We start from the raw sequence: 22,771 nt of genomic DNA, 5'->3' as shown, positions 1-22,771 counted from the left end.
GCATACTTATGAATTCAATCCGGCTTTCTGTGTTCAAAAACGTCCTGTATCTCTTTCTGCTCATCTTCTATTGGGCCTGTGGATCGGCCTATGCACAGGGCAATCACCCCATTTACCGGCTGTACAACTATAAGGACTTCAACGCCACCGATGAGTATCAGTGGGGCATAGCGCAAGACAGCCGGGGCCTGCTGTTTTTTGCCCACAACGATGGGCTGATGCTCTTTGATGGTGCCAGCTGGACCACCCTGCCTACGGCCAAGCTGGTGCGGGCCGTGGCGGTGGATGAAAAGAACCGCATCTACGTAGGGGGCAAGGGCGACTTTGGCTACCTGGTGCCCAGCGCAGCAGGCTATAGCCTGAACTACCGCAGCGCCAAGGCCCTGCTACCCGAAAAAGAACGCGTGCACCTGGAGGTGGAACACATCTATACCACTGGCCAGACCGTGTACTACGTAAGCACCCATGCCGTAGCCATAGGCACCTGGGCCGGTGGAACGGACATGAAACTGAAATACATAGCCACCGATGGCGAGATAATAGGCAGTGGGCTGGTAGGTGCCAACCTGTACATAAACGTGGCGGGCAAAGGCCTGGTGAAGATGACAAACACGGGCCAGCAAGGCAGGGTGGCGGCCCCGGCAGACTTTGCCCTGGATGACTGCTACATCCGCATGTTTGCCCCCCTACCCGATGGCAAAAGCTACCTGATCGGCACAGCCTTCTATGGCCTGTACAAACTGTGGCCCGACGGCAGCATTCGCAAGTTTACCACCCAGGCAGATGGCCTGCTCACCGACCGCATCCTGTACCACGGCACCGTTAGTGCAGATGGAATGATTGCCCTGGCCTTTCAAAGCGACGGCGTGCTCATCCTGAACCCGGACGGCACCCTCCGCAATACCCTGAGCCAAAGCAGTGGCTTCCCCAACGACGAAACCTACTTCGTATTCAGCGACCGCGAGCGTGGCCTGTGGATCAGCACCAGCGTAGGCGTAGTGTATACCCTGCCCGAGCTGCCCGTGAGCAGCTATGCCGCTGTGCCTGGGCTATCCGGCAAGATTCACGCCATAGAAGAGATGCGTGGCACCGTATACGTTGCCACCAACAATGCGCTCTATTACGCTGATATTGAACAGCCAAGCAGCTACCAGGCCATAGGGCAGGATGAGACCGAGTGCTGGGACCTGCTGCAGACGGATGGCCGGATGCTGGCTGCCACCAGTGCCGGGGTGTATGACATTACAGACGGCCGGGCCACCCTGCTGCTGGAGGAGTATACGACCGGGCTTTTTGCGAGCGAAAATACCCGGGGGCTACTCTTTGCCGCTACCAAAAATGGCCTGTATACCCTACGCCACCAGGGTGGAGGGGTGTACGGCACCGCACGCGCTGTACCCGGTAGCCAGGAGGAGCTGAACTCGGTGGTGGAACTAAAGGATGGCAGCCTGTGGCTGGGTTCCACGTTTCGCGGCCTTATCAAGCTGGAGGGGTATCAAAAAGCCCAACCCACCCTAACCCGCCTGGCAGGCAAGTATGGGCTGCCAGACGGTTTTGTACGCGTAAGCAGTATTCAGAACCGGCTGGTACTCGCCACCGATGAAGGCATCTTTACCAAAACAGAAAAGGGCTTTGAAAAAGATGCCCTGCTAAACCAGCTCAGCAGCGGGGGCCTGGCCAACCTGGACCCCGCCGGCCCGGATGCACTATGGCTATACAGTGCCCTCGGCATCTACAAGATTCGGGTACGAGACGGCCGCTTTGCCGTAGACAGCGTGTCTGTAGCCTACATGTTCGACGAAAAAGCCAGTAGCATATACTCGAGCGCAGGCAATACCTGGCTTGCCTTTCAGGACAAGCTGATCCGCATAAACAACAAGCGGACTGTTTCTACCAAAAAGGAGCGTTTCAGCCCACTAATCCGCCTGGTAACCGCAGGACGAGACTCGGTTTTGTACCAGGGGTATTACTGGAATGACCAGGGAGAGATTAGCCTGAGCCAGACCGATCGGTTCATGCAGCGCCTGGACTATGGCCTGAACAGTATGGTGTTTTTTATCGGAGCCACCTCGTACATCAACCCGCAGGCCAACCGCTATCAATATCGGCTGGAGGGGCTAGACAAGGAGTGGAGTGCCTGGGTAAGTGGTGGTAGTGCCATCCGCTACCCCAATCTATCCGAGGGCAGCTACACCTTCCTGGTGCGAGCGCGGAATGCCTTTGGCGAAATCAGCGAGGTAGAACGCTATTCCTTTACCATCCGGCCCCCTTGGTATCGCAGCATCTACGCCTACATTGCCTATGTGCTGCTGGCCGCGGCGCTGATATTTGGCCTCTTGCGCCTGAATGCTGCACGCCTGCAACGCCGAAACAGAAAACTGGAAGCCCTGGTGAACCGGCGCACCGAGGAACTGCGCAAGGAAAAAGAACTGGTGGAGCAGCAGCACAACATCATCGAAAAGAAGAACGAGGATATACTGGCCTCCTTTGTGTATGCCCAGCGCATCCAGCATGCTTTTATGCCCGAGCCCGACACACTGGCCCGACACTTCAAAGACAACATGCTGGTCTTTATGCCCCGAGACATTGTTTCGGGCGACTTCTACTGGTGGGTGGAGTACCAAGACAAGTTTGTGCTGGCTGCGGTAGACTGTACGGGCCATGGCGTGCCCGGAGCCTTCATGAGCATCATTGGCTCTACCTTCCTCAGCCAAATCGTGGAAGGCGAACACACACTAAACCCAGCGGACATACTGAACAAGCTGGACCAGCGCATCCGTGTAGCACTGGGCCAGGATAAACCCGATAGTAAAACCGCCGATGGCATGGACTTGGCCATCCTGGTGTTCGACCACGCACGCACACGGGTACAGTTTGCCGCCGCCCAGCGGCCCCTCTTCCTCTACCGCCAGGGCGAGCTGAGCGAATATGCAGGCAGCAAGGTCTTTCTGGGCAGCAAAAACTACGGAAACAATACCATAGAGGGCCATGAAATAGCCCTGCAGCCAGGCGACCGGCTCTACATCTTCTCCGATGGCATGCCCGATCAGTTTGGCGGAGAAAAGTCGCGGAAGTTTTCGCTACAGCGCATCCGCGAAATCATTACCCAAAGTGCCAACCTACCCCTGCAGCAGCAGCAGCAGCAGCTGGAGGCGGCCCTGGCGCAATGGAAAGGTGAACAGGAACAGACGGACGACATCGTGTTCATCGGGGTAGAAGTGTAGTGGCAGGCAAAGCTCCCATCACGCTGCGCGCGCTCTCTCTGCACACCACCACGGAGCTGCTAGCGCTGCAGGAGCTGCTGGCAGCCAGCTATGGTGCCACCCTGCCCAACTGGGACCACTGCCTGCGCACACTGGCCCCCGACCTCTTCGGCAGCCGTGCCCTGTATCTGGGCAGCTACATCGGTGCTCAGCTCGTGGCCTTTAATGCTTTCTTGCCTCAGCAGCTACATACTGCGGGGGGGCCCCTTCCGGCTTACCAGAGTAGTTTCAGCAGTACCCTACCCAGCCACAGCGGCCAGGGCCACTTCTCGGCCATACAGGAGGAGGCTGCAGCCCGGCTGCGTACACAGGCCCAGCTTATCATTGGCTACCCCAATGTGCAGAGCCTGCCCATCTTCACCCAGCGGCTGGGCTTCGGCCAGCAGCCCTTTCATTATTGCAGCTGGCTGTGGAGGCGGCACCCTACTGCGCGCCCACTGGTCCCGCCGGTTGCGGCCCTGGTAACGGCCGATCAGGAAGACCTGCTGGCCTATCAGCAGCACAAGCATGGCACCGCCCTGGTAGAGCAGGATGGGGTTTGGGGCCTGCGGAGGCAGTGGCGGCGGGGGCCCCTGCGCATCTGCTATGGGGCGGTGGGGGGCATGGCTGCCACGGCATCCCGCTCGGCACTCCAGCACTTTCGCGCACGGCTGGGGGTGCCCCTGCTTCGCCTGGAATACCTGCCGGGGCATCCCCTGGCTAGCCTGCTCCACCGAAAAAAAAGAATCCCCACGCCCTTCGTTTGGCGTAGCCTGAACGGGGCTATCTTTGCGGCACGGGACTTTGGCCTAATTCAGGGCCAGCAAGACACTTTCTAGTTACCGTTAGCCCCGCCCCCCATGCACCTCCGCGCCCGGCTTGCCCACCTGCGAATCCGCCCCCAGCGCCCCCACCTGCTGGTGCTGGCCCTACACCAGCTGCTGCCCGAATGGCAGAACCCGGAGGAGCTACCCTTCCTGCCTTTTCAGCCCCTTACCGTAGCCCAGCTGGACAAACTCCTGGCTGCCCTGCTGGCCAATGGATACCGGCCTGCAGACCCCGACAGGCTGGCGCAGCTGGATGCCCGGCACAGCCACCTGCTGATCACCTTCGACGACGGCTATGCCAATACCCACCTTGCCCTACCCGTCCTGGAGCGGCATGGGCTGAGCGCCCTATACTGTGTAAACACTGCACACTGCCTACAGCAAAAGGCCTGGTGGTGGGATGTAGTATGGCGTGCCACCCGAGACATGGGCTGGCCCATAAAGGCCATCTATCGGCACATAGAACGGCTGAAACAGCTGCCCCCGCAAGAGGTGGAGGAGGCCCTGCTGGAGCAGTATGGCCCCGAAGCCCTACAGCCCGTGGGGGAGCTAGACCGCCCCCTGACTGCCACCGAGCTGCAGCAGCTGGATGCCCACCCCCTGGCCTGGCTAGGCCTGCACGGGCACAGCCACCAGCACCTGCACCATCTGGATGCCATTGCCTGCCAGGCAGAGCTGCATGAAAACTGGCAGACCCTGACCGGCCTGGGCACCCAGCCCCTACCCATACTGGCCTACCCGAATGGCGACTACAGCCAGCCCGCTACCCAGGGCAATATGGTTCAGTTTGCCTTTACCACCCGGGCAGGCATTAATCGGCTGAACCGGATAGACGCACAGCGCTACCGCCTGAGGCGGGTGATGCCTACCGGGCTGCGCAGCCTGGAAACCCAGCTGCGCTACTACCGCTCATTCTCTTAGCCCACATACCTCCCCCCATGAACCCGGACCCCCAGCAGCAGCGTAGCCTGGCCCTGGCCCGAAAGAAATCGCACCAAAAACTGATGCGCCAGCTGGCCACGCTGCCGGCCAGGAAGGTAGACGAGCGCTTTCATAGCGCGCACGAAGAAGCCTTTGCCGAGATAGACTGCCTGAGCTGTGCCAACTGCTGCCGCACCACCAGCCCGCTGTTTCGCGAGGCCGACATACGCCGCCTAGCACGCCACCTGCGGATAAAGGAAGCCGAACTGGTAGCCCAATACCTGCACCGGGATGAGGACGGAGACTGGGTGCTGCGGCAGGCCCCCTGCCCCTTTCTGGGCACAGACAACCACTGCAGCGTATACGCAGAGCGCCCACTGGCCTGCCGCGCGTATCCGCATACCGACCGGAAACAGATGCAGGGCATCCTAACCCTCACGCTAAAGAATGCGGAAATCTGTCCTGCCGTATTCCGCATCCTGGAGCAACTGGTAGCCGAGGCATCGGCCTAGGCCACACCGCTGGCCCATGCCCACAGAATGCCTATCTTTCGGCTCAATAACACGCCTATGTTTACCCAAGACACCCTGAAAGGCAAAAACATCCTGATAACCGGCGGCGGTGGCGGCCTGGGGGCGGCCTTTGCGGAACGATATGCCGAACTGGGGGCAAACCTGGTACTATGTGGCCGAACACAGGCCACCCTGGATGCCGCCGCAGAACGCATCCGTAGCCATGGCACCCAGGTGCTAACCTATGCTACCGACATACGAGACTACGAGGCGGTGGGCCGCATGTTTGACCACGCCACCGCCCAGCTAGGCCCCATCAATGGCCTGATGAACAACGCCGGTGCCAACTTTCTGGCAGCCAGCGAAGACCTGAGCCCCAACGGCTTCAAGGCTATTGTGGACATTGTGCTGCATGGTACCTTTAACTGTACCCAGCACTTTGGCAAGCGGCTGATCGAGCAAAAGCTGCCCGGTAGCGTTATCAGCATTGTTACCACCTATACCGAAACTGGCGGGGCATTTGTGCTACCCAGTGCCTGTGCCAAGGCGGGCGTATACGCCCTTACCAACAGCCTGGCCTACGAGTGGGCCACCTATGGCATTCGGGTAAATAGCATTGCGCCGGGGCCCTTCCCCACCGAGGGGGCCTGGAGCCGCCTGATGCCCAGCCAGCAGTTTGAGCAGGCCTATGTAGGCAAGCTGCCTACCGGCCGTGTAGGCGAGAAATGGGAGATAGCCAACCTGGCCGTGTTCCTGATGAGCGACCTGGCACCCTACATAACCGGAGAATGTGTGGTGATAGACGGTGGAGAGCGCCTGCAGGGTGCCGAGTTCAACTACATTGCCCAAATGGCACCGCGCGAGCAATTGAAGGCTTTTTTCAACAAAATGAAACCCGCCTAGGGCGGCCCAGTACGGCATCACCCCCCGTCCATCAGCTGCATTTATCGCCCGCCCCTATCGCCCCTTATATGCAGGCTCTGTCTAGCCACATACCACATCTCCGTCCACATCGTTATGGGGGCATGCGCATGCTGTATGCACCGGCCCTGCTTGGCCCCATCCTGCTGCTGATGGGGCTGCTGGCAGCCTGCGAGCGACCCGAAAATTTCTCTACCAGCGGGGAGGTGGATGCCTCGCGCGACAGTGTCCGCTTCGACACCCTCTTCACCACCCAGCAGAGCCCCACCCAGCGCCTGCTGCTCTACAACCGCTCGGGCGGTGCCCTGCGTATCTCGGCCATCTACGTGGGCGGCGGCCAGCAGTCGCCCTTTCGCCTGATCCTGAATGGCGTGGAAGCCCAGCGGCACGAACAGATAGAGCTGGGGCGGGGAGACAGCCTGTACTGCTTTTTCCGCACCCGCATCACCACCCGGGAGCAGGATGAGGACGTAACCGACGTGCTGCGGATAGAGACCGACGGCCGCGTGGAGGAAGTGGTGCTCTACGCCCATGTGCTGGATGCGTACCTGATCTCAGACTCGGTACTGGCCTGCAACAGCACCCTACCCACAGATAAACCCATTGTAGTAGACGGCTATATGCGGGTAGCCGAGGGGTGCGAGCTGACCATACCCGCGGGTGCGCGGCTCTTCTTCACGGCCCGGCAGGATGAAAACTTCAACTTCACAAGCCAGATCCAGGTACTGGGCAAGCTCAGCATACAGGGCACACCGCAGAGCCGGGTACAGATGAGCAACTTCCGCCTGGGCCGCACCTTCGACGTAGACTGGCAGGAAACAGCCGGCCTGTGGGGCGGCATCCACTTCACCCGCCTGAGCCAGGGCTCGGTGGTGCAGAACCTGCTGCTCAAGAATGCAAGCATCGGGATACGTGTAGACTCGATCCCGAACTCAAACAGCGAGCCCAAGGTACGACTGCGCAATGTGGAGCTGCGCAACTTCAGCAACTTTGCCATCCTGGGCCTGGGAGCCAGCAGCAGTAGTAGCAGCCAGCCCAGCATCCTGGCCGAGAATGTGCTGGCCTACAACGCCGGACAGAGCGTGGTGGGCCTCTTCTTCGGCGGGCTGTATGCGTTCAACAACTGCACCCTTGCCGACTATGACCAGGTGAGTAGTGGCAACCAGCCGGCCGTAGCCCTCAGCAACTTCCTCAGCGGCCAGGATGGCAGCGGCCAAGCGGTAAATACAAGCTTCCCCACCGAGGTTGTATTCAGCAACACGGTCATCTGGGGGAGCAAAACAAATGAGTTTGGCGTGGACTTCCGAAACTTTGGGGGCCCCCTGCCGGTCCTCTCCTTTGAATACTGCCTGCTAAAGGCAGATGTATTTGAAGCTGGTAGTGGCACAAACCAGTTTAACCAGGATCCATTGTTTCAGGCTCCGCGCAACCGCCTTTTTGCCCCCCTGGCAGGCAGCCCGCTCATCAATGCAGGCAGCCCGCTCACCGCCACCACTACCGACCTGCTAGACCAGGCAGCCCGGGGCATTCGCGACATTGGAGCCATCGAGGGGCCCTAGTTTTTTTCCTACTGGCCTGCCTTTATCGAACTTTTTTGCCGAACTCGAAATTTTACCTAAAACGATGTACCAACATATACTTTATGTCTGATCCCAAAGTTGCCCCCCTCTCAACTACTATTCTGAAAGAAATCCGCCACCGCTGGAGCCCCCGCGCCTTCCTGGATAAACCCGTGCCAACAGACCAGCTGCGCCTGCTGCTAGAGGCAGCCAGCTGGGCACCCAGCAGCTACAACGATCAGCCCTGGCGGTTCATCCTGGGCCTGCGGGACCTAAGCCCCGAGGTGTATAGCCGCATTGCCAGCTGCCTGGTAGAGGCCAACCAGCAGTGGGTGGCCATGGGCCCAGCCCCGGTGCTCGGCCTGGTGGTGGCCAAGGAAACTTCGGACCGAACCGGCCAGCCCAACCCCTACCACCTGTACGACTGTGGGCAGGCCATGAGCAGCCTGAGCCTGCAGGCCACGCTGCAAGACCTGTATGTGCACCAGATGGGCGGATTCGACCGCAAAAAAGCGATAGAAACATTCGAGCTGCCCCAGGGCTATGTGCCCGCCGCAGCCTTCTGCCTGGGCTACCTGGGCACACCGGCCATACTGCCCACCGGCGGCCTGCGCGAGGCGGAAGAGGCCGCCCGCAAGCGGCATGCGCTGGAGGACCTGGTGTTCGATACCCACTTTGGCACAAAAGCCAGCTGGCTGTAGCACCCCGGAGAGCCAAGCCAGCCGAGGCTACCCCTGGGAGCGAAAAATTTTAACCTGCGTACACCACGCCTGGCCAGGTTTCGTTCATAGGGTAATGCCTAACTTGAGGCCCTATTTTATATACGATACCTATGCCTAGCATCCTATGGGTAGATGATGAGGTGGCCCTCCTCAAACCGCAAATCCTGCTGCTGGAGCAAAAGGGATTTCGGGTAGACACCGTAACCGATGGTGAAACGGCTGTGGAGAAGCTGGAGACCGAAGCCTATGACGTTATCTTCCTGGATGAAAATATGCCGGGCCTCAGCGGCCTGGAAACCCTGGAGCAGATAAAGGCCAAGCGCCCCCATGTGCCAGTGGTGATGATAACCAAGAGCGAGGAGGAGCAGGTGATGGAGGAAGCCATAGGCAGTAAGATAGCCGACTACCTGATAAAACCTGTTAACCCGAACCAGGTGCTGCTGAGCGTGAAAAAGCTGCTGGACGGCAAGCAGCTGGTGAGCGAAAAGTCGAGCCGCAACTACCGGAAGGACTTCACCCAGATAGCCCTGCGCTTTATGGAGAACCTGAGCGTGGCAGAGTGGATGGAGGTATATGGAAAGCTGGTGCACTGGGACCTGGAGCTACAGGATAGCCAGGATATAGGCATGCGCGAGGTGCTGAATAGCCAGTTTGCCGAAGCCAATACACAGTTCGGAAAATTTGTAGCCAAAAACTACCAAAGCTGGGTGCAGCAGCCTGCCGGAGAGCGGGTGCTGATGAGCCCCGACCTATTCCCCAGGCGGGTGCTGCCCCAGCTGGGCGACAAGCCAGTTTTCTTCCTGCTGATAGACTGCCTGCGCTATGACCAGTGGCGAACCTTTTTACCCATCATCAGCCAATACTTCCGCCTGCTGCAGGAGGAAACCTACCTGGCTATCCTGCCCACAGCCACCCAGTATGCCCGAAACAGCATCTTTAGCGGCCTTTTCCCCGAGGAGATAGCCCGGAAGTATCCCCAGTACTGGGTGCATGACAGCGAAGAAGGGGGAAAAAACCTGTACGAGGAGGAGCTGCTGGCCGAACTGCTAAAGCGGGAGCGCAAAAACCTGCGCTGGAGCTATACCAAGATCCTGCATGCAGACCAGATGAAGGACTGGGCGCAGAACGTGGGCAACCAGCTGAATAATGAGCTGAATGCCGTAGTGATCAACTTTATCGACATGCTGGCCCATGCACGCAGCGAGATGACCATCATCCGCGAGCTGGCACCAGACGAGGCAGCCCTGCGGTCGATAAGCAAAAGCTGGCTGCAGCACTCGGCCCTGCTGACGGCCCTGGAGCGCCTGGCACGAGAGGATGTAACCATCGTACTGACTACCGACCATGGTGTAACCCGGGTACGCCGCCCCCTCAAGATTGTGGGAGACCGGGAGACGACAACCAACCTGCGATACAAACAGGGGCGAAACCTGAACTATGACGAGAAAGATCGCCGCATTATGGGCGTGCGCAAGCCCGGAGACATTCGGCTACCGGTCAGCACGGTGTCGGGCAGCTATGCCTTCTGCCTGGAGGACGGGTATTTTGTGTACCCAAACAACTACAACAAGTTTGTAAACCTGTATGCAGATACGTTTCAGCATGGGGGCATCAGCCTGGAGGAGATGATCGTACCCCTGGCCATTCTGGGTAAAAAATCCTAGCGGTCTTACCCGTCTATCAGCGGGGGCTGCTGGTGCAGTGCCGCAATAAGCTGGTCCAACTGGGGCTGTAGGGGCTGGGTACCATCATTTACAATCACATAGTCCGCCAGGGCCAGTTTTCGTTCCTCGGGCCACTGCCGCTCCATGCGTGCCAACACTTCCTCCCTGCCCACCTGGTCGCGGGCCATTACGCGGCGGATGCGCTCCTCCAGGGGGCAGCTTACTACTACAACAGCATCCAGTTCGGCAGCCACGCCGGCCTCGTATAGGATAGCCGCCTCCTTGAACCCCAGCGGAGAGGCGGCGTGTGCAGCCTGCCAGGCACGGAAGGCACGGCCCACAGCCGGATGGGCTATCCGGTTGAGCACCTGCAGGGCGGCCGGATCTGCAAACACCTGCCTGGCCAGCCAGGCACGGTTGAGCTGGCCATCGGAATAGGCCTGCTGGCCAAAAGCCTCCAGCACCTCCGCACGGGCCTGGGGGTCCTCATTCAGCAGGCGCTTGCTCTCCGCATCGGAGTGGAAAACCGGGTAGCCCATGCCCGCCAGCTGGCGGCACACGGTAGACTTGCCACTGCCTATTCCACCGGTTATGCCAATGGTTTTCATGGCCGCACTTGCTTTACGAAACGAATGACGGGCGGATCGGTGCGCACCCCAATGAGGTAGGCAGGAAGGCCCTTTACATGGGGCACTACATGGCTAGCCCCAGGCAGCATCTCGTCTGCATACACCTCTACCTTAATAGGTATGTGAGAGAAGGAATCGTATCGGTCGAGCGGTACCAGGTAGTGCACCATTACCCGGCTGGGCAGGATGCGCACCTGCTCATTGGGTGGCATGTCATCCACGGTTACTTTTAGCTCGCGGCTCACCTCTGTTAGCCTATCTACCCGGTATATGGCCTTTACTTTGCTCTGGCTAACCAGCACGTCCTGATCGCGGGCCAGGGATAGACTTAGCTGCCCACTCTCGTGGATTTGGTCTATCACCACCTCCTCGGTAGGCCAGCTGTAGTGGCTGGCCAGGTCGTCCTCGGCCCCGTAGATAAGCACCGAATCTGGTTCCACCTGTACGGTGCGAGACACATAGTAGCCGGCATCCGTCTTGATAGAGATACGGGGTACTACGGGCACACGCTTCTGCACTTTCTCTACAAAGTAGATAGGCACAGCCTCCGGCACAATACCCAGTATGGTGTAAGAGTCTGGAAACTGGGCCTTAAAATGATCGCCCAGCGTACCTGTTAGTAGCCTGCCCTGCTGCACAGCCTGCCGCAGGTCCACCTCTACCGTATCCTGAAAGATACCGAGATACGGCAGGATGAGGTCTTGCCCCTGTCCCTTTACCTGAATCTGAAAATGATCGGGCAGGGAGCGGGTAAGCTTCAGCTTGGCGGGGATATTGGCATACTTTACCGGCACTTCCAGCACCACGGTGTAGTCTGCCGTTAGCTGTATAGAAAGCCATAGCAGAAAGGTAACGCCCAGATAGAGCAAGAAGCGTAACCGGCGAAGCATGCACCAAGATAGTGCTTATTTCTGAGCGCTGCCAGCGGCATCTTGCCGCTCGCGTATAGCGGCTTTCTCAAAGCGCATTTTTACGCTGTCGTCCACTTCTACCAATACGGTATTGTCCTCAATGCTGAGGATGCGGCCGTGGATGCCACCCAGGGTAACGATCTTGTCGCCCTTTTGCAGGTTTTTGCGAAACTCTTTCTCCTTCTTCTGGCGCTGCATCTGTGGGCGGATCATGAAAAAGTAGAAAACCACCATGATGCCAACGAGCAGAATGATTTGCATAGGGCCACCACCTTGGGCAGCATCTTGTAGCAGGATCGTAGTCAATGTCATTTTATTGTACTTCTCCGGTAATGGATAACTTGGTTACTTCGGGTTGGGTATTGGCATGCACGGTAATGGTCTTGTTGAACGTCTGCCCCCGCTTGCCACGGCTGTTGAACTCTACATCAATAAAACCCTGCGCACCCGGTGCTATGGCATCCTTGCTCCACTGGGGGGTGGTGCAGCCGCAGCTAGCCTCTACGTGCCCCAGGTGCAGGGGGTGTTTCCCCTCGTTGGTAAAGGTGAAGCGGTGCTTGGCCGGTGCGCCCTCCTGCAGGGTGCCAAAGTCGTGGGTATAGGCTTCGAACCGGATGCTGGTGCGTGGCATGCGTTTGGCATCTACGGTCTCATTTTCTTCCACGCCATCAGGGGCCGATTCGGCTACCGCATCGTGGGCGGGCTGTTCAGCCTCTTTGCAGCCTGCCACCAGGCTGCCGAATGCCAGAATAAAGATCAGGGTTTTCATTTTTCTTCTACTTCGAGTGAGAATTTCAGTTCTATCGGTTTCTTGTCTGCATCGGTAAAGATAAAGACGCTCTTGTTAGCAAACTGCCCCTCTTTGCCCACAGTGGGATAAGACACCCTGATTTTTCCGCGGGCACCCGGGGCTATGGTACCTGTGGGGTACTGCACACCGGTACAGCTGCAGGTAGGCTTAGCCTTGGTGATGGAGATGGGCTTGGTGCCCACATTCTGGTAGGGGTAGTAGGTAACCACAGAGTCGCCCACGGGCCGCAGGCCGAAGTCGTGCTTCAGGGTAGCGAACTGCAGCTGCGCCGGGCCATCCACCTGTTTGGATGCGGGGGGCGTGGCCTGGGCGGCTTGCTGCGCAGGGCCTTCTCCAGTGGGTGCTGTGGCCGTCTGCGGCTCATCCGCCGCCGCAGTGTCCGCCTGTTCATCCGCAGCTTGGGCTTCCGGGTTTTCAGCTTGGGGTGTAGTTGCCACATTCGGCGTTTTGTCCTCACCACAGCCTGCAAGGCCCAGCAGGAGCAGGCCTAGCCAAAGGGTATATGCTTTCATCAGGATTGAGATTTTTGCTTCAACTCATCCAGAATACTCTCTACTTCAAACAAAAGTTCCTCTGCCTTTTTGTAGTCCTCCTGCTCCTTGTAGCTGGTGGGGTAGGTACCACTTTGTATTTCCTCTTTCTTCCGGTTTACCAGCAGGCGCAGCTGGCCTGCATATTTGTTAAGCTGCAGGCGCAGTTTTTCGCGGGTATTTTTGCCGCTGTCTGGCGCATACAGCACCCCGAGTACGGCACCCGTGGCTACTCCGGTCAGGAAGGCGGTCAAGATGGCGTTGGTGCGATTCATGGCGGTCTTGGGTTAGGGGTTGAATGGACGTTGAATAGACTTAAGTGGGGCGAAATTAGCTGTTTTCCAGCAGGCCACGGCCCACCTTCTTTATTTTGTTTTCGGCCTTTAGCTCCCTTTGTATGGCATCCAGCACGCCGTTTACAAACTGGCTGCTCTTTTCGGTACTGAAGTTTTTGGCGATCTCGATGTATTCGTTGATTGAGACCTTGATGGGAATTTCAGGAAACTGCAGCAGCTCGTACAGGCCCATCAGGATCAGGATACGGTCTATCAGGGCTACACGCTTCAGGTCCCACTTTTCCAGTTTTTGGGTGATCAGCAGCTCCATTTCTTGCTGCTCCTTCAGGGTGCCGTAGTACAGCTGGTGGATAAACTCGGCATCCTCACGCACCGCCTCATCAGTTTTGCCCGCTTCTCTAAAGGGCTTGTAGGTGGCCTCTAGCAGGTGCCCAAATACTTCGTGCGCGGAGTTTCCGCTGCTAAAGACGGCATAAATGGCCTGCATGATCTTTACACGGAGCTGCCTGCGGTTGGGCAGGGGATGTTTAGTTGCTTCTTCGGCCACCGGTACGCGAAACGATTGTGATAAAAAAACGAATGGGTGCAAAGGTAAGACTAGCGGCCAAAGAGTCCACCTATTTCTGCATTTATCGCGTTCAGGATAACGCCCAGATCCTCGGCCTGCGTGTGGAACTTGAGGTCGTCTACATCAAAGTCGAGTTTTCGGCCCAGCTCGTAGGACTGATACCAGTCTTCGTAGCGTTCGTTCAGCTTTCGCAGGTAGTCTATGCGGATGCTGTCTTCGTACTCGCGGTTTCGCTGTGCAATCTGGTCTACCAGGGTGGCTATGCTGCCCCGCAGATAAATGACTACATCGGGGGGGGCTATCAGTTGGCGCACGCTTTCGTACAGGGTGCGGTAGGTTTCGTAGTCGCGCTGGGTAAGCAGGCCCATACTCAGCAGGTTGGGGGCAAAAATCTCGGCATCCTCGTAGATGGTGCGGTCTTGCACCACATGCAGCCGCTGGTGAACCTGTAGGCTCTGTTTTACACGGGCATTCAGAAAACTGACCTGAAGATTGAAGCTCCAGCGCTGCATGTCCTGGTAAAAGTCGTAGATGTAGGGATTGGTACTTGGGTCTTCATACAGTACATCAAACTGCAGGTGCTTGGCCAGCAGGCCTGCCAACGTGGTTTTACCCGAGCCTATATTACCGGCAATGGCTATGTGCATGATACAAGAGTAGAGGGCGGGATCTTTTCGGTTTGGCAAGCTAACAAAAGAAACGGGACATGCCCCGTGGCAGGCGACAAAACCAGGATTCTGCTCGCCTAATGCCCGATGGGATGAAAGTGGACCAGCACCTCGGGCACGCTCTCGTACCAGTGTAGCTGTATGCCCAGTACTTCGGCGGGCTCCTGCAGGCACACAATGGCCGTGCGCTGTGGCTCGGGCGGGGCTACAATGGCAAAGTGCCTGAGGCCGGATGTGGCAAGCCGGGATAATATGTGGGTGGCCGTCCACGCCATATCATTGGCGGCTGCCAGCCGGAATAGGCGTGCATCCGAAATAAGGTGCAGGGCTTCCTGGCTCGCCTTTGAATATTCATAAGCCTCTACCAACTTTTGCAGGCAGTCTCGAAACAAACCACTGCTGGGCGGGGCCAGATGAACGAGAACGATTGACTGAAGGCGACGATTGTGCCAGATACGAAAGTGATCATTCTGGTGAATGACCCTACTGTGCTGGGGTTCGAAAAGCCTGTGCAACGCCTGAGGTTTTGTTCATCCAACCCTTTCTCCGCACGCGTATGCCCGCGCCAGATACCTCAATGTAGGATAAAACAGGATAAGAAAAGTAGAGGTCAGCTACTTTTTCCTCCCTCGAGCTTGGCAGCCCCGTACCCGGGCTATGCGGCTTGGTGCTAGCTGGGGCTAAACCTTGTGGCTTTTGGCGTGGTCTGCCAAAAACTGCTTCAGGCCAATATCCGTAAGCGGATGGTTGAAAAGGCCCATAAACACCTTGTAGGGCAGGGTTACCACGTCGGCACCTTCCTCGGCACACTGCACAATGTGCAGGGTGTGGCGGGTGCTGGCGGCCAGTATCTCGCAGTCGTAGCCATAGTTGTCAAAAATGGTGCGGATCTGGGCAATCAGGTCCATGCCGTCGTGCGCAATATCATCCAGCCGGCCAATAAAGGGGCTCACATAGCTGGCCCCGGCCTTGGCAGCCAGCAGGGCCTGCATGGGGCTGAATATCAGTGTACAGTTGGTACGAATGCCTTCATCGGCCAGGGTGCGTATGGCGCGTACTCCTTCCTTGATGAAAGGGATCTTTACCACAATATTCTCGTGCAGGCGGGCCAGTTTTCGGCCCTCGTCCAGCATGCCGGCATAGTCCGTGGCTATCACCTCGGCACTTATGTCACCCTCCACCAGTTGGCATATCTTCAGGTAATGCGCCTCTACGTCCTGTACTCCCTCTCGGGCCATTAGCGAGGGGTTGGTGGTGATACCATCCAGCAGGCCCAGGCTCTGGGCATCTTGTATTTCATCCAGATTGGCTGTATCGAGGAAGAACTTCATGACCAAAAAAATAGCGTGGAGAGATAGCGAGGGGAATGAATGGCAGCCGACAGGCAAAAAATAAAAAAAGCAAGGAGTGTATCGCACCGATCAACCAGCGACCGCTGCTTCCTTCCGGACCTGACGGAGTTAGCCGGGATCTGGCCGTACACCCTTGCCGTGGCAAAGCTACGCACTGCGAGCCCAGGTGTCAAATAAGAATGGCTAAATTTTGCGAATACCAGGTGCGTAGCCCCTGAAAAGGCGGCCCTGATGCATCTGAGGCGCTTTTAGGCTACAGGCCGATGCAGCATTGCTACGCAGCCCAGGATATTTTCCGTATTATTATGGGCATGAAAGTGCTTTGCTGCCTGCTGCTTGTCGCCCTCTGCCTACTTGCATCCCGCCTGCAGGCAGGGGTAGCCCCGGGCCACCAGGCCGCAACCAGGCCCAGCCAGGCCGAATGCCTGCACCAGCCCCAGCAGGCTGTAGGGGCACCAGGAAGGGCCCAGCCCCCTACCCCTACCGAGGAGGACCCCGCAGCCCGCCGGAAGCCCAGGGCTTGGAAGAAAAAGGGGGTTGCCCTTGCGCTCTGCCTCTTTGCAGGCTTTGTGGCCGCACACCGCTACTACCTGGGGGCCCGGAAGCCGCTGCTGACGGCGGGCTACCTGGTGCTGGCCATCCCCCTCTGGCCGGTAGACCTGGGCACGCTTTTGTTAGACGGGATGGATCGTTACTACTTCAATGACCGCCTGTTTGCCGCCTTCGATCATTAAGCGGCGGGGGCTACACCGCCTGGCAGGCCTGCTGGCAGGGCTGCTAGGCTGCCTACCCGGGCAGTGCCTGGCACAGCCCACTGTGCCGGGTGCCTACTGTGTGGGCCAGTCTGCAGCCACCGTGTGCGCCATTGTGCGTGCCCCCGCCGGGGCGGGCGCCTCTGGCGGGGGGTTTGCAGCTTTCTACCTGGCGCACCACAGCCAGCTGCAGGCCGTACCCTATGGCAGTGGGGGCAAGGGCAGCCAGGCCGGCCAGACCCTCATCAACCTGGAGCAGATGGACTGCCTGACCTTTGTGGAGAACCTGCTGGCCCTGTACCTAACACAGCACATGCTAGCCGAGCACGTGCACCACATGCGGGATGCGGAGATCCTGGAACGGTATAAGTATGTGCTAGACCACATCCGCTACGACCGGGGGGTGAACTGCCGGTGGGAAGATCGGCTCTTCTACTTCACCCAGGCCATGGAGCAGCTGCGGCAGTATGGGCTGGTGCAGGATGTGGCCGCCCTGAATGGCGAGCCTTATCACAAGCCTATATCCTACATGAGCACCCACCGCGCACGCTACCCAGGGGTGCAAGACTGGCAGCGTGTAGTGCACTATGAGCAGCAGCTAAGTGTGGCCCGGCGCTTCTACTACCCACACCAGGTATACGAGCGCTATGCCGAGCTGGCACAGACCGGAGACATCATCGCCTTTGCGAGCACCCAGGCTGGCCTGGATATCAGCCACCTGGGCTTTGTGGAACGCGATGCGGAAACAGGCGGGCTGCGGCTAACGCACAGTAGCAGCCTGGCAGGCAGGCTGGTGGTGGGGCAAGACCTGTGCAGCTACCTGGGCAATCGCACAGGTATAGAGGGGTTTTTTGTCTACCGCCTTACGTATCCGTAGCGTGGGCCGGGTAGCGGTGGTATTTCTAGTTTTGATTGTCGCGCCACTCGTACACCCAGGCGCTCTGTATCTGCTCCAGGTGGCCCTCGTTGCACTCCTCGCGCTTACCCTCAAAGCCCGGCAGCGCCAGCACCCAGTCCAGCAGGTCGGTAAACCGGATGCGGTAAATCTTCCCTTCGCTAAAATCGTCGCCAAACTTCTCGTACAACTTCTGGGCAATATCCTCATGGTCGGCCCAGCCATAGGGCGGCTCGTAGTGGTTCGTCATGGTATCGGGTTCAGGGTCAATGGCATTAATGGGTGTGGGCACGCCGGCACGCTAGTGCCCAATCATTACAGACTGGTCGGGTATGCGCACGGTGATGCGGCCATAGATCTCGCACTGGCAGCCCAGGCGGCTCTCTATGCGGGGGTTGATGGCGCGGTCTACGTAGTCTTCTTCCTTCTCGCTCATCTCAGACAGGCAGTCCATCCCCTCCTCTATATACACGTGGCAGGTAGTGCAGGCACACACCCCCCCGCAGTTGTGGTGCAGCTCTATGTTGTTCTGCTCACATAGCTCCAGGATTGTTTCGCCCGCTGCAGCCTGTACGGTCAGGGGTTCCTTATCGTCTTCGTCAAATACAAATTCGACCTCGTATACATTCATAGGCGTGTGCAAAAACCAGCGTTGGCGGTGCAAACTAAACAAAGAATCATTGATAGATGTTTCCCATTTTTGCACGATGGCACTGATAGTAGACACGCTGCGCAAAACCTATGGCAGCCAGCAGGCCCTGGACGGCGTTTCGTTCCGGATGGAAAAGGGCGAAATCGTGGGATTTCTGGGGCCGAATGGGGCGGGCAAGAGCACCACGATGAAAATCATCACCGGCTTCATACAGCCTACAGCAGGCACAGCTCAGCTGGATGGGCTGGAGGCCGGTAGCCTGGAGATGCGCCGCCGCATAGGCTACCTGCCCGAGCACAACCCCCTGTACCTGGATATGTACGTGCACGAGTTTTTGCGCTTCACGGGCCGGCTGTATGGGCTGAGGGGGGCACAGCTGGGGCAGCGAATAGCCGAGCTGATAGCGCAAACAGGCCTACAGCACGAGCAGCACAAAAAGATAGGTGCCCTAAGCCGGGGCTACCGGCAGCGTGTGGGCATAGCCCAGGCACTGATACACGACCCGGAGCTGCTGATACTGGATGAACCCACCAGTGGCCTGGACCCCAACCAGGTGATCGAAATCCGCAACCTGATCAAGGAAGTGGGCCGTACCAAGACGGTACTCTTCAGCAGCCACATACTGCCCGAGGTAGAAGCGGTGGCCCAGCGCGTTATACTGATCCACAAGGGGCAGATAAAAGCAGACGACAGCCTGGCCGCGCTAACACGAAACCGAAGCCTGGAGCAAATGTTCCAGTCTCTGACACAGTAAGCGAGCATATTTGCAATTTTTAACAATTTATTCAGAAAATTATCCAACAAAAAGCTGGAATCTCTGTTATATATCTTGTATTTTGGTTTCATCTTACACATAAACAAAAGGCTGAATATGAGACCGATTAGCGCGAAAGCACCTACGGGTAGTACTAGGGCCGATCGGTGTACGTTGTAAAACAGCTGCGATGTGTGCAGAAACAATTGGGCAGAGTCCGGGCTGCCCCTACCTCCAAGCCCCGCCTATGGCTATATCCGGTGCAAGCCAGGGCGGGCGCTATTTTTTTAGCTAGCTTAGTGCCCGGGTGGTTATCCCCGTACCACCAAGCCCGTACCACCACCTGGATCGGTGCTGAGAAGCGAACTGTATGGAAAGATCCTTCGACCTGAATGCCCGGCTGACCGACAGCGAAGAGCTGGTGCTACGCCCGCAGCGCTTTGGCGAGTTTGCGGGCCAGCCTAAGATCATCGAGAACCTGAAGATCTTTGTGCAGGCAGCTAACATGCGGGGCGAGGCTCTGGATCATGTGATTCTGCATGGTCCGCCAGGACTGGGCAAAACCACCCTCAGCTACATCATAGCCCGCGAGCTGGGCAGCGAGGTAAAAACCACCAGTGGCCCCGTGCTGGAAAAACCCGGAGATCTGGCCGGCCTGCTTACCAGCCTGGAGCCGCGCGATGTGCTGTTTATAGACGAAATACACCGCCTAAGCCCCGTGGTGGAGGAATACCTATACAGCGCCATGGAGGATTTCAAGATAGACATCATGCTGGAGACCGGGCCAAATGCCCGCTCGGTAGAGATCAACCTGAACCCCTTCACCCTGGTAGGGGCCACTACCCGTGCCGGGCTGCTCACCTCGCCCCTGCTGGCCCGCTTCGGCATTCAGTGTCGGCTGGAGTACTACGATGCCGACCTGCTAAGCCGGATTATTATCCGCTCGGCCCAGGTGCTACAGGTGGGCATAGCCGCCAGCGGGGCCCAGGAGCTGGCACGCCGCAGCCGCGGCACACCACGTATAGCCAACCGGCTGCTGCGCCGTGCGCGAGACTTTGCCATGATAAAGGGCCAAGGCGAGATAACCCAAGACATTGCCCAGATGGCACTGGATGCCCTGGCCGTGGATGAGGCGGGCCTGGACGAAATGGATACCCGCATCCTGCGCACCCTGATCGAGAAATTCGGTGGGGGGCCGGTAGGCCTGGGCACCCTGGCTACTGCCGTGGCCGAGGAGGCCGAGACCATAGAAGAGGTATACGAGCCCTTCCTGATTATGCAGGGCTTCCTGCAGCGCACCCAGCGGGGCCGCATAGCCACCCAGCGGGCCTACGAGCACTTTGGCAAAAAACAGGGACCCAAACCCGGCGCACTATTCTCCTGACCGGCTATGCGTATACTGCACCTTACCGCCTGGCCCCAGGGGGGCGCGGGCGTATCCGCCCGGCGCATTGCCGCCGCCCAGCGCACCATAGGGCTGGAGGCAGCCCTGCTAACGCGCGAGGCCGAGCCTGGCCCACACCTGCATAGTGTCCGTAGCCTGCTCCCCCCCAAAGCCCTGATGGCCCTGGAGGTGCTACCCATGGCACCCCGGCTGAAGCGGCGCCCCGATATGTTCATGTTCAGCCGCGCTGCCGTGGGCCTGCCCCTGTGGCGGCACCCCGCCGTGTTACAGGCCGATGTGCTGAACCTGCACTGGTTTCATCACGGTTTTCTCTCCCTGACTGGCCTAAAAAAACTGCTGGCCTTGGGTAAACCCGTAGTGTGGACCCTGCATGATATGTGGGCCTTCACCGGTGGCTGCCACTCAGCACCTGGCTGCGAGCGCTACCTGTCGGGTTGCGGGCAGTGCCCCCTGCTGCGCCACCCACACCAGCACGACCTTACCCAGCGCCAGTGGCGCCACAAGCAGCAGCTGTATGCCCAGGCCCGCAACCTGCACATTGTTACCCCATCGGCCTGGCTGGCCAAGTGCGCCGATGCATCGGGCCTGTTTCGGGCACCGGCCCACCCCATACCGAACCCCATCGAGCCGGATCGATTTTCGCCGGGGCCTGCGGCGGCAGCACGCCAGACCCTTGGCCTGCCGCTGCAGGGCACCTACCTGCTGTTCGGGGCCGCTAGCCTGCAGGACCCCCGTAAGGGGGGAGCCCTGCTACAGCAGGCCCTGACCCAGCTGCCCATGGCCGCTCGTGCAGGCGTTCACCTGCTCACAGTAGGGCGAAAAGGCATTGAGCTGCCGCCGGGCTACCTGCACACCCACCTGGGCAGCCTGCCTGCCGGGCAGATGGTGCAGGCCTATCGGGCGGCCACCTACACCCTGGTACCCAGCCTGCAGGACAACCTGCCCAATATGGTAATGGAAAGCCTGGCCTGTGGCACCCCCGTAGTGGCCACGCCCACGGGCGGCATCCCCGAGATGATAGCGCACGGGCACAGCGGCTGGCTGGCACAGGAGGCCACGGCACCAGCCCTGGCCCAGGTGCTACAGCACGCCATGGCCCACCCCCTGGGCCGTGAGCAAGCCCACAGCCAGGCCATGGCGGCCTATAGCCCCGATCGGATCGGCCGTATGTATGCAGACCTTTACCAATCCCTGCTGGCATGAGCCTGGAAACCCCGGTTCTCCTCATTACCTTCAACCGGGCCGATACCGTGGCCCAGGTGCTGGCGGCCCTGCGCCTGCACCGCCCTACCCGCCTGTACTGGGCCGGAGATGCTGCCCGCCCACACAAACCCGGCGAAGCGGAACGTGTGGCCGAAACCCGCGCCCTGGTGCAGCAGGTAGACTGGCCCTGTGCGATCAAAACCCTGTTTCACGACCAGAACCTGGGCTGCCGCCAGGGCGTATCCGCCGCCATCAGCTGGTTTTTTGCGCACGAGGAAGCGGGCATCATTCTGGAAGACGATACCGTGCCCGGGCCCGATATGCCCGCCTACTGCACCCAGCTACTGGAGCGGTACTGGCATCACCCCCAGGTGTACCACATTGGCACCAACCAGTACAACCCGCACATGCGGCACCACCCGTATAGCTACTTTGCCAGCCAGATCCCCCACGTGTGGGGCTGGGCCACCTGGCGGCACAAGTGGGCGGCTTATCAAGAGGCCGAGGCCCTGCTAACAGCCACCGACCGTGTGCCTGAGCTGCGGCCGGAACAAGCCCCCCCCTACCTGGGGGCGTTCTTCAGCCAAAAGCTGGAAGCGGTACGACGGGGCGAGATAGATGCCTGGAGCTACCTGTGGGCCTACGCCATCCTGCAAAGAGGAGGCATAGCCCTGGCGCCCCGCGTAAACCTGACCACGAACATAGGAATGGGCATACAGGTAGCGGGGGCAAACTTCAGTGGAGTAAGCGCCCGGGCTACCTTCGGCTTTTTTCCTACTTATCCCCTCCTGCCCCTGCAGCATCCGCCCAGCCTGGCCGTAAACCAGCGGGCCGACCACTGGACGTACCGACAGGTGCTGCACTGGGGGCTGTGGAGAAAGATAAAGAGCAAGCTGTGGACCACCTGGGAGCGGCTGGTACTACGCATCTGCTAAAATATCCGGGCTGCGGCTTGCAGCTTCTGTATTCCAGCCTAA

The 22,771-nt window shown here is 58.8% G+C and carries 26 protein-coding genes and 1 other RNA gene; 14 read left to right on the top strand and 13 right to left on the bottom strand.

What is annotated here, in order from left to right; all coding sequences use genetic code 11:
• Positions 1-8: 8 nt before the first annotated feature.
• From LW884_05475 to LW884_05440, 8 genes are all read left to right on the top strand, one after another.
• Positions 9-3,224, top strand: coding sequence for a SpoIIE family protein phosphatase (locus tag LW884_05475; protein ID MCE3007783.1), 3,216 nt, complete (start codon positions 9-11; stop codon positions 3,222-3,224).
• Entirely contained in the window at positions 3,224-4,081 is an 858-nt protein-coding gene (locus tag LW884_05470) for a GNAT family N-acetyltransferase (GenBank protein MCE3007782.1), read from the top strand. Before LW884_05475 ends, LW884_05470 begins: the two co-directional genes overlap by 1 nt.
• Before the next feature lie 21 nt (positions 4,082-4,102).
• Positions 4,103-4,990 carry a polysaccharide deacetylase family protein gene (locus tag LW884_05465; GenBank protein MCE3007781.1) on the top strand — a complete coding sequence of 296 codons (888 nt, stop codon included), beginning with the start codon at positions 4,103-4,105 and terminating at the stop codon, positions 4,988-4,990.
• A gap of 17 nt (positions 4,991-5,007) precedes the next feature.
• On the top strand, positions 5,008-5,502 hold the full coding sequence (locus LW884_05460) for a YkgJ family cysteine cluster protein (GenBank protein MCE3007780.1): 495 nt from the start codon (positions 5,008-5,010) through the stop codon (positions 5,500-5,502).
• 57 nt (positions 5,503-5,559) lie between these two features.
• Complete coding sequence (locus LW884_05455; protein MCE3007779.1) at positions 5,560-6,405, top strand: SDR family oxidoreductase; 846 nt, start codon at positions 5,560-5,562, stop codon at positions 6,403-6,405.
• Positions 6,406-6,527: 122 nt separating this feature from the next.
• Complete coding sequence (locus LW884_05450) at positions 6,528-7,982, top strand: hypothetical protein (GenBank protein MCE3007778.1); 1,455 nt, start codon at positions 6,528-6,530, stop codon at positions 7,980-7,982.
• An 83-nt stretch (positions 7,983-8,065) separates the two neighbouring features.
• Complete coding sequence (locus LW884_05445) at positions 8,066-8,683, top strand: nitroreductase family protein (GenBank protein ID MCE3007777.1); 618 nt, start codon at positions 8,066-8,068, stop codon at positions 8,681-8,683.
• A 131-nt stretch (positions 8,684-8,814) separates the two neighbouring features.
• Positions 8,815-10,368: a response regulator gene (locus tag LW884_05440; protein MCE3007776.1), complete on the top strand. Its 1,554-nt coding sequence runs from the start codon at positions 8,815-8,817 to the stop codon at positions 10,366-10,368.
• Positions 10,369-10,373: 5 nt separating this feature from the next.
• Here LW884_05440 and coaE read toward each other — a convergent pair whose 3' ends face one another.
• From coaE to ffs, 11 genes are all read right to left on the bottom strand, one after another.
• The gene (gene coaE, locus LW884_05435; GenBank protein ID MCE3007775.1) at positions 10,374-10,976 is read right to left on the bottom strand and encodes a dephospho-CoA kinase; all 603 of its coding nucleotides are present in this window, start codon (positions 10,974-10,976) and stop codon (positions 10,374-10,376) included.
• Positions 10,973-11,887 carry a hypothetical protein gene (locus tag LW884_05430; GenBank protein ID MCE3007774.1) on the bottom strand — a complete coding sequence of 305 codons (915 nt, stop codon included), beginning with the start codon at positions 11,885-11,887 and terminating at the stop codon, positions 10,973-10,975. Before LW884_05430 ends, coaE begins: the two co-directional genes overlap by 4 nt.
• Positions 11,888-11,902: 15 nt before the next feature.
• Positions 11,903-12,169, bottom strand: coding sequence for a preprotein translocase subunit YajC (gene yajC, locus LW884_05425; GenBank protein ID MCE3007773.1), 267 nt, complete (start codon positions 12,167-12,169; stop codon positions 11,903-11,905).
• Positions 12,170-12,221: 52 nt separating this feature from the next.
• The gene (locus tag LW884_05420; protein MCE3007772.1) at positions 12,222-12,677 is read right to left on the bottom strand and encodes a DUF1573 domain-containing protein; all 456 of its coding nucleotides are present in this window, start codon (positions 12,675-12,677) and stop codon (positions 12,222-12,224) included.
• Positions 12,674-13,231 carry a DUF1573 domain-containing protein gene (locus LW884_05415; protein MCE3007771.1) on the bottom strand — a complete coding sequence of 186 codons (558 nt, stop codon included), beginning with the start codon at positions 13,229-13,231 and terminating at the stop codon, positions 12,674-12,676. The genes LW884_05420 and LW884_05415 overlap by 4 nt, the downstream gene beginning before the upstream one ends.
• Positions 13,231-13,524 (bottom strand): YtxH domain-containing protein, encoded by a 294-nt coding sequence (locus LW884_05410; GenBank protein MCE3007770.1) that lies wholly within the window; start codon positions 13,522-13,524, stop codon positions 13,231-13,233. The genes LW884_05415 and LW884_05410 overlap by 1 nt, the downstream gene beginning before the upstream one ends.
• 55 nt (positions 13,525-13,579) lie before the next feature.
• Positions 13,580-14,134 (bottom strand): transcription antitermination factor NusB, encoded by a 555-nt coding sequence (nusB, locus tag LW884_05405; GenBank protein ID MCE3007769.1) that lies wholly within the window; start codon positions 14,132-14,134, stop codon positions 13,580-13,582.
• Positions 14,135-14,142: 8 nt separating this feature from the next.
• On the bottom strand, positions 14,143-14,760 hold the full coding sequence (locus tag LW884_05400; GenBank protein ID MCE3007768.1) for a deoxynucleoside kinase: 618 nt from the start codon (positions 14,758-14,760) through the stop codon (positions 14,143-14,145).
• A 98-nt stretch (positions 14,761-14,858) separates the two neighbouring features.
• Positions 14,859-15,296, bottom strand: coding sequence for a hypothetical protein (locus LW884_05395; protein ID MCE3007767.1), 438 nt, complete (start codon positions 15,294-15,296; stop codon positions 14,859-14,861).
• A 165-nt stretch (positions 15,297-15,461) separates the two neighbouring features.
• Positions 15,462-16,112: a fructose-6-phosphate aldolase gene (gene fsa, locus LW884_05390; GenBank protein ID MCE3007766.1), complete on the bottom strand. Its 651-nt coding sequence runs from the start codon at positions 16,110-16,112 to the stop codon at positions 15,462-15,464.
• 65 nt (positions 16,113-16,177) lie between these two features.
• Positions 16,178-16,271: signal recognition particle sRNA small type (gene ffs, locus LW884_05385), an RNA gene on the bottom strand.
• A gap of 173 nt (positions 16,272-16,444) precedes the next feature.
• Between ffs and LW884_05380 the strand changes: the two genes are divergently transcribed.
• The gene (locus LW884_05380; protein ID MCE3007765.1) at positions 16,445-16,867 is read left to right on the top strand and encodes a TM2 domain-containing protein; all 423 of its coding nucleotides are present in this window, start codon (positions 16,445-16,447) and stop codon (positions 16,865-16,867) included.
• A complete protein-coding gene (locus tag LW884_05375) occupies positions 16,836-17,762 on the top strand; it encodes a DUF1460 domain-containing protein (GenBank protein MCE3007764.1) in 927 nt (308 codons plus the stop codon). Before LW884_05380 ends, LW884_05375 begins: the two co-directional genes overlap by 32 nt.
• A gap of 25 nt (positions 17,763-17,787) precedes the next feature.
• Here the strand turns inward: LW884_05375 and iscX are convergent, their stop codons facing one another.
• Both iscX and LW884_05365 read right to left on the bottom strand, forming a co-directional pair.
• Positions 17,788-18,030: a Fe-S cluster assembly protein IscX gene (gene iscX, locus LW884_05370; protein MCE3007763.1), complete on the bottom strand. Its 243-nt coding sequence runs from the start codon at positions 18,028-18,030 to the stop codon at positions 17,788-17,790.
• A gap of 51 nt (positions 18,031-18,081) precedes the next feature.
• Positions 18,082-18,411, bottom strand: a complete 330-nt coding sequence (locus LW884_05365) for a 2Fe-2S iron-sulfur cluster-binding protein (GenBank protein MCE3007762.1) — start codon at positions 18,409-18,411, stop codon at positions 18,082-18,084.
• A 76-nt stretch (positions 18,412-18,487) separates the two neighbouring features.
• Here LW884_05365 and LW884_05360 point away from each other — a divergent pair, with 76 nt between their 5' ends.
• From LW884_05360 to LW884_05345, 4 genes are all read left to right on the top strand, one after another.
• On the top strand, positions 18,488-19,186 hold the full coding sequence (locus tag LW884_05360; GenBank protein MCE3007761.1) for an ATP-binding cassette domain-containing protein: 699 nt from the start codon (positions 18,488-18,490) through the stop codon (positions 19,184-19,186).
• A gap of 370 nt (positions 19,187-19,556) precedes the next feature.
• The gene (gene ruvB / locus LW884_05355; protein ID MCE3007760.1) at positions 19,557-20,570 is read left to right on the top strand and encodes a Holliday junction branch migration DNA helicase RuvB; all 1,014 of its coding nucleotides are present in this window, start codon (positions 19,557-19,559) and stop codon (positions 20,568-20,570) included.
• Positions 20,571-20,576: 6 nt separating this feature from the next.
• The gene (locus tag LW884_05350; GenBank protein ID MCE3007759.1) at positions 20,577-21,794 is read left to right on the top strand and encodes a glycosyltransferase; all 1,218 of its coding nucleotides are present in this window, start codon (positions 20,577-20,579) and stop codon (positions 21,792-21,794) included.
• Complete coding sequence (locus LW884_05345) at positions 21,791-22,729, top strand: nucleotide-diphospho-sugar transferase (GenBank protein ID MCE3007758.1); 939 nt, start codon at positions 21,791-21,793, stop codon at positions 22,727-22,729. The genes LW884_05350 and LW884_05345 overlap by 4 nt, the downstream gene beginning before the upstream one ends.
• Positions 22,730-22,771: the final 42 nt, after the last annotated feature.

It is taken from the genome of Bacteroidota bacterium (genome assembly GCA_021300195.1).
Classification (GTDB): Bacteria; Bacteroidota; Bacteroidia; order J057; family JAJTIE01; genus JAJTIE01.
Note: the sequence above shows the minus strand (reverse complement) of the source record. Positions and strands in the feature narration are given on the sequence as shown.

Coding starts and splice junctions, on each gene's coding strand:
- LW884_05455 (MCE3007779.1), top strand. CDS start 5,560: ATGTTTACCCAAGACACCCTGAAAGGCAAAAACATCCTGATAACCGGC.
- LW884_05365 (MCE3007762.1), bottom strand. CDS start 18,411: ATGAATGTATACGAGGTCGAATTTGTATTTGACGAAGACGATAAGGAA.
- yajC (MCE3007773.1), bottom strand. CDS start 12,169: ATGCAAATCATTCTGCTCGTTGGCATCATGGTGGTTTTCTACTTTTTC.
- LW884_05410 (MCE3007770.1), bottom strand. CDS start 13,524: ATGAATCGCACCAACGCCATCTTGACCGCCTTCCTGACCGGAGTAGCC.
- LW884_05375 (MCE3007764.1), top strand. CDS start 16,836: ATGACCGCCTGTTTGCCGCCTTCGATCATTAAGCGGCGGGGGCTACAC.
- LW884_05430 (MCE3007774.1), bottom strand. CDS start 11,887: ATGCTTCGCCGGTTACGCTTCTTGCTCTATCTGGGCGTTACCTTTCTG.
- LW884_05465 (MCE3007781.1), top strand. CDS start 4,103: ATGCACCTCCGCGCCCGGCTTGCCCACCTGCGAATCCGCCCCCAGCGC.
- LW884_05415 (MCE3007771.1), bottom strand. CDS start 13,231: ATGAAAGCATATACCCTTTGGCTAGGCCTGCTCCTGCTGGGCCTTGCA.
- LW884_05445 (MCE3007777.1), top strand. CDS start 8,066: ATGTCTGATCCCAAAGTTGCCCCCCTCTCAACTACTATTCTGAAAGAA.
- LW884_05350 (MCE3007759.1), top strand. CDS start 20,577: ATGCGTATACTGCACCTTACCGCCTGGCCCCAGGGGGGCGCGGGCGTA.
- LW884_05380 (MCE3007765.1), top strand. CDS start 16,445: ATGAAAGTGCTTTGCTGCCTGCTGCTTGTCGCCCTCTGCCTACTTGCA.
- fsa (MCE3007766.1), bottom strand. CDS start 16,112: ATGAAGTTCTTCCTCGATACAGCCAATCTGGATGAAATACAAGATGCC.
- LW884_05460 (MCE3007780.1), top strand. CDS start 5,008: ATGAACCCGGACCCCCAGCAGCAGCGTAGCCTGGCCCTGGCCCGAAAG.
- LW884_05420 (MCE3007772.1), bottom strand. CDS start 12,677: ATGAAAACCCTGATCTTTATTCTGGCATTCGGCAGCCTGGTGGCAGGC.
- iscX (MCE3007763.1), bottom strand. CDS start 18,030: ATGACGAACCACTACGAGCCGCCCTATGGCTGGGCCGACCATGAGGAT.
- LW884_05360 (MCE3007761.1), top strand. CDS start 18,488: ATGGCACTGATAGTAGACACGCTGCGCAAAACCTATGGCAGCCAGCAG.
- LW884_05440 (MCE3007776.1), top strand. CDS start 8,815: ATGCCTAGCATCCTATGGGTAGATGATGAGGTGGCCCTCCTCAAACCG.
- LW884_05400 (MCE3007768.1), bottom strand. CDS start 14,760: ATGCACATAGCCATTGCCGGTAATATAGGCTCGGGTAAAACCACGTTG.
- LW884_05345 (MCE3007758.1), top strand. CDS start 21,791: ATGAGCCTGGAAACCCCGGTTCTCCTCATTACCTTCAACCGGGCCGAT.
- coaE (MCE3007775.1), bottom strand. CDS start 10,976: ATGAAAACCATTGGCATAACCGGTGGAATAGGCAGTGGCAAGTCTACC.
- ruvB (MCE3007760.1), top strand. CDS start 19,557: ATGGAAAGATCCTTCGACCTGAATGCCCGGCTGACCGACAGCGAAGAG.
- LW884_05475 (MCE3007783.1), top strand. CDS start 9: ATGAATTCAATCCGGCTTTCTGTGTTCAAAAACGTCCTGTATCTCTTT.
- LW884_05450 (MCE3007778.1), top strand. CDS start 6,528: ATGCGCATGCTGTATGCACCGGCCCTGCTTGGCCCCATCCTGCTGCTG.